Annotated in this window: 3 protein-coding genes and 2 pseudogenes; 1 reads left to right on the plus strand and 4 read right to left on the minus strand. The window is 37.3% G+C overall.

What is annotated here, in order from left to right:
- Window positions 1-189: 189 nt before the first annotated feature.
- Window positions 190-684 carry a leucine-responsive transcriptional regulator Lrp gene (lrp, locus tag BTN50_RS09130; protein WP_096619994.1) on the minus strand — a complete coding sequence of 165 codons (495 nt, stop codon included), beginning with the start codon at window positions 682-684 and terminating at the stop codon, window positions 190-192.
- Between the two features lie 159 nt (window positions 685-843).
- A pseudogene (locus BTN50_RS09135) lies at window positions 844-1,770 on the minus strand (IS5 family transposase).
- A gap of 322 nt (window positions 1,771-2,092) precedes the next feature.
- Here BTN50_RS09135 and sohB point away from each other — a divergent pair.
- Window positions 2,093-3,151, plus strand: a complete 1,059-nt coding sequence (gene sohB / locus BTN50_RS09140) for a protease SohB (RefSeq protein ID WP_096619996.1) — start codon at window positions 2,093-2,095, stop codon at window positions 3,149-3,151.
- Between the two features lie 811 nt (window positions 3,152-3,962).
- On the opposite strand, the pseudogene BTN50_RS09145 reads toward sohB, so the two are convergent.
- Window positions 3,963-4,812, minus strand: a pseudogene (locus tag BTN50_RS09145) (IS5 family transposase).
- 265 nt (window positions 4,813-5,077) lie between these two features.
- Window positions 5,078-8,956 (minus strand): VCBS domain-containing protein, encoded by a 3,879-nt coding sequence (locus BTN50_RS09150; RefSeq protein ID WP_096619998.1) that lies wholly within the window; start codon window positions 8,954-8,956, stop codon window positions 5,078-5,080.
- Window positions 8,957-8,964: the final 8 nt, after the last annotated feature.

Genomic DNA, 8,964 nt, shown 5'->3' on the forward strand with positions numbered 1-8,964 from the left:
ACTACTCAGTCCATCCACTTTTTGTAAAAGTGTACACTAAACAAAAAACAGACCGAGCAGTAAGCTACTCGGTTTGTCGAATATAATTGGTTTTGTTTCTTAATTCGTGCTCAAAAAACAAATTCAAATTAGGAAATAAAGCCAATACAATACTCATTATAACTTGGATTATCCGAACGATATAAGTCATTATCGTGTTTTAATTACCAAATGATTCGTTTGTTTAACCTCTTCCATTACCACGTAAGTACGAGTGTCATGCACACCTGGAAGACGTAATAACGTATCACCTAATAACTTACGATAAGCAGACATATCAGAAGCACGGGTTTTCAAAAGGTAATCAAAGTCACCTGAAACAAGGTGACACTCTTGAATATTGCCCAGCTGTTGAACGGCTTTATTAAACTGTTCAAACACGTCTGGCGCCCCACGATTAAGCGTAATTTCAACAAAAACCAGTAATGAAGCATCCAGAAATTGCGGGTTCAATAATGCAGTGTAGCCACTAATATATCCTTGCCTCTCTAAGCGTCGAACACGCTCCAAACAAGGGGTGGGAGACAAACCAACACGTTTTGATAACTCAACGTTAGAAACTCGTCCATATTTTTGTAATTCATTAAGAATATTTTTATCTATACGATCCAACTCTTTAGAGACTTTTTTTTTAATAAAAACCATTTTTTATTCCACCTTTGTACGTCCTTGCAATGTTAAATATTGTTTTTTTAACATGATTTATATATTTAGCATTAAATCTGATATTATGCGAACTATACTAGTTCTAAATATAATAATGCAAAATACCAGTAAATTAAGGCTTTGTTTCCTAATTTGAGTTCAGATAGCTGATTCCAACATGACTAACAATTGAACAATCGCTTTTATGCAAGGCATACTTAGCCTAATCAGCTTATTTAACGTTTTTATCACGGCGTTAGTTTTGCTAATTTAAGCATTATGATCTCTTAAGCTCAATGTCCCTCCTAATAGCTTTTGAGCTAGAAACATTGCCGTCTCTGATAGGGAACGCTTATGGTAACCATATTTCGTTTTCCAATGCTGATTTAAACCGCATCACTTCTGGTAACCGACCGCCAAATTTCGGGGCTAACCTCGTTTTTAAAAAGTACTCATTTTCTTGGCGGGATGAGTGAGCCAGCTCATTTAATACGAACAATTGCGTAACATTGTTTGGTTTCGTAAGCACTGTAGGCTGATATTTCATTAATTTTTCGGCGGGTCTGTTTAAGTAACTTAGGTAGCACTTCATCGTCAGTCACATTTGATGCACTTAACTCAACGGCAATGATTTCATACGTATTTATATCCACCACTAAATGTAATTTACGCAAGACTCACCATTCCCCATCAATACCATGCTGTTTTACTTTCCTTTCTCTTGCACCGTAGACTTTTGGTCCCCGTAGAATCAATCGCTAAGCACTGGATGGTTCTTTTATTCTTCGTCTTGAACGTGACGTTAACGATTTGGCTCGCTTGTTCATTCATGAATAGTGAGGGCATGACAATCGTAGTTAAGCAAGTTTGAAAACAGAATTAATGAATCATGGGAGACCTTTCAATGGCATTGAAAATGCACATTTAACCATAAGGACCATCGTAATAGCTAAGTCACTAAGTAAACGAAATCTTCCATGATTACTCTGCTTCGTTTAATTCCATGGCTGAATAGCTTTTTAAATTAATTCAGAATGTGAGTGAGCGACGATTGACTAAGGCTTGATTCTACTGATTCCAGTTCATTATTTTGTAGCGAAGATTGAAAACGAAGTTCCCTTAATTAGGAAATAAAGCGCTTTTATGCGATTACACACTCGGCTATCATGAGTATCACAATGATAGATTTGGAGTTTTTGTTTTCAGCTCTTGTTAAAAAAATTTTCATACTTTATACCATGATTTCGAATTATTCAGCAACTAAGCATTTACAGTGCTTACTAGTATCATAAACAGCCTGCTGATGTCAAAAAGCGAGGTGAAACCAGCATTTTAGTTAACATTCCTCGTGAATCTATCCGTTGATTAGTAGTAGACTATATGGATACATAATATAGAGGAAAATAGTTTGGAATTCTTGCTTGATTACGGTCTGTTTTTGGCCAAAATTTTAACCTTCGCTAGTACAGTCATTATCATTTTTGCCATTATAAAAAATGCAGGTGGTAAAGAAGGACAAAAAGGAAAACTTACAATAACTAACCTAACGGATAAACATAAAGATCTTATCCACGCGATAGAATCGCACTTGTATGATGACGCAGTCTTAAAAGTGCGTAATAAGAAAGAAAAAAAAGCAAATAAAGCAAAAGCACAGGAAGTCAAAGCAGAAGCTAAGAAAATAACTGATCTCACAAAATTGGTGTCGAGTCGAAACCCGCATTTGTTTGTTGTAGATTTTAAAGGCAGCATTGATGCGCGTGAAGTAACCGCATTGCGTGAAGAAATTACTGCTGTTTTGGCTGTGATTAAAGAAGGCGACGAAGTAATGGTTCGCCTTGAAAGTAGTGGAGGTATGATGCATGCATATGGACTAGCGTCTTCACAGCTTGATCGCATCAAGCAAGCAGGAATACTGCTGACCATATCTATAGACAAAGTTGCAGCAAGTGGTGGTTACATGATGGCTTGCGTAGCAGATAGAATAATTGCCGCTCCGTTCGCTATTGTCGGTTCAATTGGCATTATTGCCCAATTGCCAAATTTCAATAAACTTCTTAAAAAATATAATATTGAATTCGAACAATTAACTGCAGGAGAGTTTAAGCGTACATTAACCATGTTTGGTGAAAATACTGATAAAGCGCGAGATAAGTTTATAAGCGAACTAGAAGAAACTCACGTTTTATTAAAAAATTTTATTGCCGTTCATCGTCCATCGTTGAATCTTGAAAAAGTTGCAACTGGTGAGCATTGGTTTGGCAATCAAGCTCTCCCCCTAGGTTTAATCGATAGTATAGGCACGAGTGATGATTACCTTATGTCTGCAATAAAAGAAAAAAACGTATTAGGTATTCGTTATGTGGAGCGTAAGAAGCTAACTCAGCAGTTAGCAGATTCTGCTGCTGAAGCTACTGATCGTCTTCTGTTAAAATGGATTAGCCTCGGCCAGCGTCCAATTGTTTAGAAATTAAATGAATCAAAAGTAGGCTTGATTTGCTTTACAAAGTAGTAGTCATGTATTCATGATATTGAACTTAGCGTAATATGTTCCACTTTTTGAGTGATTATTGTGGCAAAAATAAATATCAACGATAATTATAATAATCATCATTAATAAGACAGTATTTTACACGAAGAATGCTTATTGAATACATGACTATTTTATGAATTATCTCAGCAAGCTCACTTACCATCATATCTATCAAATTATTGCCTATCTTAATAAACAGGTTGACGTGCAATACATGATAGCTAGAATAAACAAATAGCTTCCTCATAATGCGTTCAATGATAAAATGCCAAAAGGATGTCACACAAGAGTCTCAAACTGCAAAATTAAATGGTTATATTTTTATTATAATGTATGAAAAGTCTCTTGTACTAAAGATCACTACGCAGAGGGGCTTCGTTTCCTAAATAAGAGAACTAAATTATTAATCTACGCTCTAAACAACTAGACTCACTGCAATATTCAGGTCTATAAATAAGCTTCTCTACAAAACAACCAACGAGTAGCAATGTAATTAAGTTTTAATCAATCATGGCTCACTCATGTTTTAAATTGATGAAGAAACCATTCAGTTAAGAATCAAACTAAGCAGGGTAATCATAAAAGCTCTCATTTATTTAGAGACTTAGCCATTCAGATAACTCTCACGGTTAAACGCATATTTTTCAATGTCATTAAGAGGTCTAAATGAATTCATTAATTGGCTTTGTTTCTTTGTTAAAGTTCCAATAGCAAATTCTAAAATAGTTGACTATTAAACAATCACTTACGTTTTAGACATACTTAGCCCAATCAATTTATTTAATGTTTTTATTATTACGTTACTTTCTCGAATTTTAGCACGGTGATCTCCTAAGCTCAATGTCTCTCCGAGAAATTGTTTGACTTGAAACATTACCATTTTTGATAAGGAACGTTTACGATAATCATACTTCGTTTCCTAATGCTGGTTTAAACCGTATAGCTTCTAGTAACTTACCACTACATTACGCGGATAACCTTATTTTTAAAAAGTTGTTCCTTTTCTTGATGGAGTAAGCAAAACCGCGTGTTTAATACGAACAGTTTTATAATATTATCTGATGTATCGTAAGCACTATAGCTTAATATTTCATTTATTTTTTGCAAGTTTATTTGAGCAAGTTAGCTAATACTTCACTGTTAGTCACATTTGATGCACTTAACTCAGTATCAATAATTTCATGCGTATTGATATCAACCGCTAAATGTACCTTACGCCAGACTTACCATTTTTCATCAATACCATGCTTTTTTACTTTCATTCGACTTCATCATAGATTTTGCGCCCCGTAGAATCAATGGCTAAATGCTGGATAGTTCCTTTAGTCTTGAGCGTATAATTTTACCCATTTTAACCCGCTTGTTTATCATGAATAGTGAAGGCATGACAATGACAGTTTAGTAAGTCTAAAAACAAAATTAATGAAGCACTACAGACCTCTCAATAGCATGGAAAATGTGCGTTTAACCATAATGGCTGTCGTACTGACTAAGCCTTTCAATAAACGAGATCTCCCATGATTACCCTGTTTAGTTTAATTCCATAGCTAAATGGCTGCTCCATGAATCCATCATATTAGCGAACAATGATTGATTAAAGCTTGATTATACTGCTTTCAGTTGGTTGTTTTGTGGCGAAATTTATTCACAGACCTGAATATTTCAGTGAACCTAGCTGTTTAGAGCATAAATTGATCCTTTAGTTCTCTGATTTAAGAAATAAAACTTTTATAGTTAGCTACTCACTACACTTTTTATTGAATGCATAGCTATTTACGAGTATCTCAAATAATACTTTAAAATGATCGCTAAACAATAAAAAAGGCAGTATTTCATTATTTTATCGATTTATATGCAAGTTTAATCAATGATGATTCTTGATTGTACAATCATCGCATCAATAATCAATGTACTAATCTGATCTGCCGATATACCACTAGCATCGATTTGATAGGCTGTAGCCATATCATTGACACTTAGATTATCAAATACAACTTGCTGGTCGACCATACCATTACCCATGGAAGATATATTCAACATTGCATATCCTTGACTATCCATGACAATATTTAGATACTGTCCAATGGTATCATTCGTTTCTCCTTGCAACAAATCTGTGACATTAAGTGCGTCCTGATTGGTATTAAAATCGCCGATATGATCAATGGTGGGTACCTCATTTGTACCTTCGTTGCCATTCAGGAAGGTAAAAACATCCTCGCCGTCTCCACCAATAAGAATATCATTGCCTGCACCTCCGACAACCAAGTCATTACCTGCACCTAGATCTATTATGTCATCGCCTGCACCGCTATAAACAGTGTCATCTCCATCAAGACTTAAGATGCCATCATTGTTATTCCCAGCGTAAATATTATCTGTATCGTTGTTTCCTAAAAAAGAAATACTGCCCATATCGATAAGACCAGAAAGACTGTTATTAGCTATTGTCGTATAGTAACTAATGATCGCATTGCTCGATTCACTGATAATAATGGTTACTTCCGCTATCGTCCCATCTGTTGCAGTAAGTGTAATGGTATCCTGAATACTTTGATTATTGGAAATTACGGTCAAAAGTGCGGGGTGTAGTGTATACGTCCAGGTACCGTTCATTAAAGTGACTGAGCCGTATGTGCCTGATTTTGTTGTGTTGGCAAATACTGCCGTTACCCCTGTTGAATTTACAATAACTAACGTTCCTGACACCGTAGAGATGGCCGGCATTGTCACGGAATCAATAATGTTTTCACCCAAATTAACGGTAGCAATTTCACTTTCGTTTCCGAACGAATTGATAGCTTTATAGGTAAATTGTGTATCGGTTGTGTTCACACCTGAAGCTGAAATACTGGTAACGCTGAAATTTGAGTTAACATTTGCAGTAATGTAGAGACGGAGTTCATTAAATCCCTCTGAGTTTACTATATTCAAAGTAGCTACACCATCTCCTCCTGACGCCTCCCAAAGATTAGCATATGAATATTCTCCCACAACTTGGCCATCACGAAAAGCTATAAGCTGACCTTTGCCTTGTGCTGAACGAGTGTCGGAAAAATTTCCAAAAGCGCTACTAACAACAATATCAGCATTGGTGACGTTTGTACTTCCTGTAAATTCTATGGTTAAGACTTCTTTTAGCGACGATGTGATCTCTCTATCTAACCCCACCCCAATACCACTTTCACCACTCTGGAATTCCCAAACAATATTAGCAGGCGAAATGGTGCTGCTGTCATCTGGTTTCGTACCAGAAAAAATTCCTCCTGAAACCGTAATACCATTACTAATGATGGTTGTTTGCGTCGCGATTATGATATCATTTTGACTGAAAGTTATGGATGCTCGATTAGGCTCAAATATAAATATTGTTTCATCAGACAATACATTATTAATCACCACTGGCACTTTGTCTCCACTTTCATTGTAATAGTAGAGAACACCATCATTTGGAAGAGATATAATTTGCATACTTGTTTTGCGAGCATCTGAAAGATCAGCGTCATCAACTAAGTCAGCAACATATTCTCTCAAATTAAAATTAACATCACCTGAACTCTCTTCAATAAATCCTGGAGAGGCCGCTTGCGGTGAGAGGTAGACAATGATTGCATCTGTATTTTTTCCATAAACACCACCTTCCAATGCTGTTTCGTGGCCAGTAACATCAATAATAATGTCTTGCGTCGTACCATCTATCGCAGTCAACCTGAAGGCATCTTTAGCTATTTTATCATCTAGAATGTTGCTAGATTTATCTTTATCTAGAGTATAAATCCATGTTCCCTCTACAAGAACTAATGTGCCATACGTACCCGTAATCGTAATATTTTCGAAGGATGAAAAATCCTCTGAGTCGATATCAGATATATGCAGAGAACCTGACACCTTAACGCCTTCATTACCAACCGAACCATCACCAGTATTGCCAACAGTGAGTTTTATAGCACTTGCTAGCCCATCAGCGTCAACAAGGTAGTAACTGCTATCTTCGGTTTGGACAATAACAGGAGGCGTCCAATCGTTACTAATGTTAGCTACCGTAGTTTGCAACACGAATGAACCATTACGACCAATTGTGTAGAGGTCAACGCCAGCAGTGGCATTTGGCATGATATAAACAGGTTCGCCGTCAATGTACCCCGCCGAAGAAAAATAATGTCCTGCTCCGTCAATCGTGTCAGTCAGAGTTAAAGAACCATTCTCTGCCATCTGGAAGATCGAAGCCTTATTGCTGGTATTATTGGAATAGATAATGTAGCTTCTGTTGTCGTTAGTGTGGTAATAGTTAACGCTATTACTCGTTCCTTGCGGCACGACCACAGCTTCAACCAATGTTAGTGCTCCAGTACTTTGATTAATAGCGAATATTCGCACTGCATCATTGGATGCTGCAGCCAAAAAGCTGTTATAGTCATTTGTTGTACATACATCAATAGATGAAACTGTTTCTCCGCCAAAAACAAATTCATTAGTATTAACCATCTCGCCTGTTTTTGAGCTATAAGTAAATTTAGATATACCGTCAGTTCCTGGGCGTGTTACGTAAATATAGTTAATTCCATTAGCACCTTCAAAAGTGATATTTTCCCGAATATAGCTTTGACCATCTTCTGCATTTATGTTTGTGATCCCACCATTAATTGTTAGCACTCCACTATCTGATATGTTCCATGCTGTTAGTGATGAACTGTTTTGCGATGTCACAAAAAGGGTATTTTGCCCATCAATATTGGCAGCATTGGATTGCGTCAGGCCGTTACCCAATGATTCAGGCAGAATGCCTAAAGCTCGGACATCTGCTGTTATATTCCCACCAGACGTGGTTATGACACTCGCAGAGCTTTGATTATATGTTATGCGGTCTGTTTCGGTTAGCGTGCCGTCGTTGTTTACACGTGAAATGATAGTAGAACCGCTGCTTCCCCATTGAGTTGCAATCACATACGGTACGTTGTTTACCATGGTGGATGTCGTTGTCCATGCCGAATTAGCATTACTGATAATTTCTCCATTACTTGCCCTAATGTTATTGCTTGCTTCTGTATTAATACTGAAGTCAGCGACATCAACACTGCCTATGAAATCACCTGTCACGACAGCTGAATCTTCTGTTCCTATTACCGAAATTACAATAGTTTGAACCGTGCCATTTGTTGCTGTCAATATTATAAACTCGGTGACATTCTCACCTTCATTGAGTATTTGAGCGGTTGGGTAGAGTAAATACGTCCAATCTCCATTAACTAGTGTTAGTGAACCGTAATTACCTACGACAGTGGTATTAGTAAATTCTAGAGGAGTCAAGCCGTTAGAATCGAGGACATGCAGCACACCTGAAATAGATTGCGTGCCTATATCTTCCATCAATTGTGCGGCATCTTCTGCGTCATCTCTAATAACCGTCTCAATGGCTGTTAATGTGGAGGGGAGTTCTTCAAAACCACCACCTGAAGACCCTAATATTGAAAGAGTAAACACATCGTTATCGACGGATTCATTAAGTCCATCATTAATTGTATTAACGGTAAAGCTGGTAAAGGTGGTGCCCGCGGCAATCACGACTTGATGCGTGATTGGAGTGACATCATCATCTTCTGAGGTCTTGTGACCTACCACCACGGTCACGGTCAAGTCAGATATTGGTGCTTCACTGATAGCTAGTGTGTAGTTTGCGTCTTCACCTTCGATGACTTCACTGTCGCCTATGAGTGTCAGCGTTGGTTTGTCCGTCGCCATGGTGTCTT

This window comes from Candidatus Enterovibrio altilux (assembly GCF_002381345.1).
In the GTDB taxonomy this organism is placed as follows: Bacteria; Pseudomonadota; Gammaproteobacteria; order Enterobacterales; family Vibrionaceae; genus Enterovibrio; species Enterovibrio altilux.

What these genes read in the sequence shown, in the direction of transcription:
- BTN50_RS09150 (WP_096619998.1), bottom strand. Translation starts at nt 8,956, where the DNA reads ATGGCGACGGACAAACCAACGCTGACACTCATAGGCGACAGTGAAGTC.
- lrp (WP_096619994.1), bottom strand. Translation starts at nt 684, where the DNA reads ATGGTTTTTATTAAAAAAAAAGTCTCTAAAGAGTTGGATCGTATAGAT.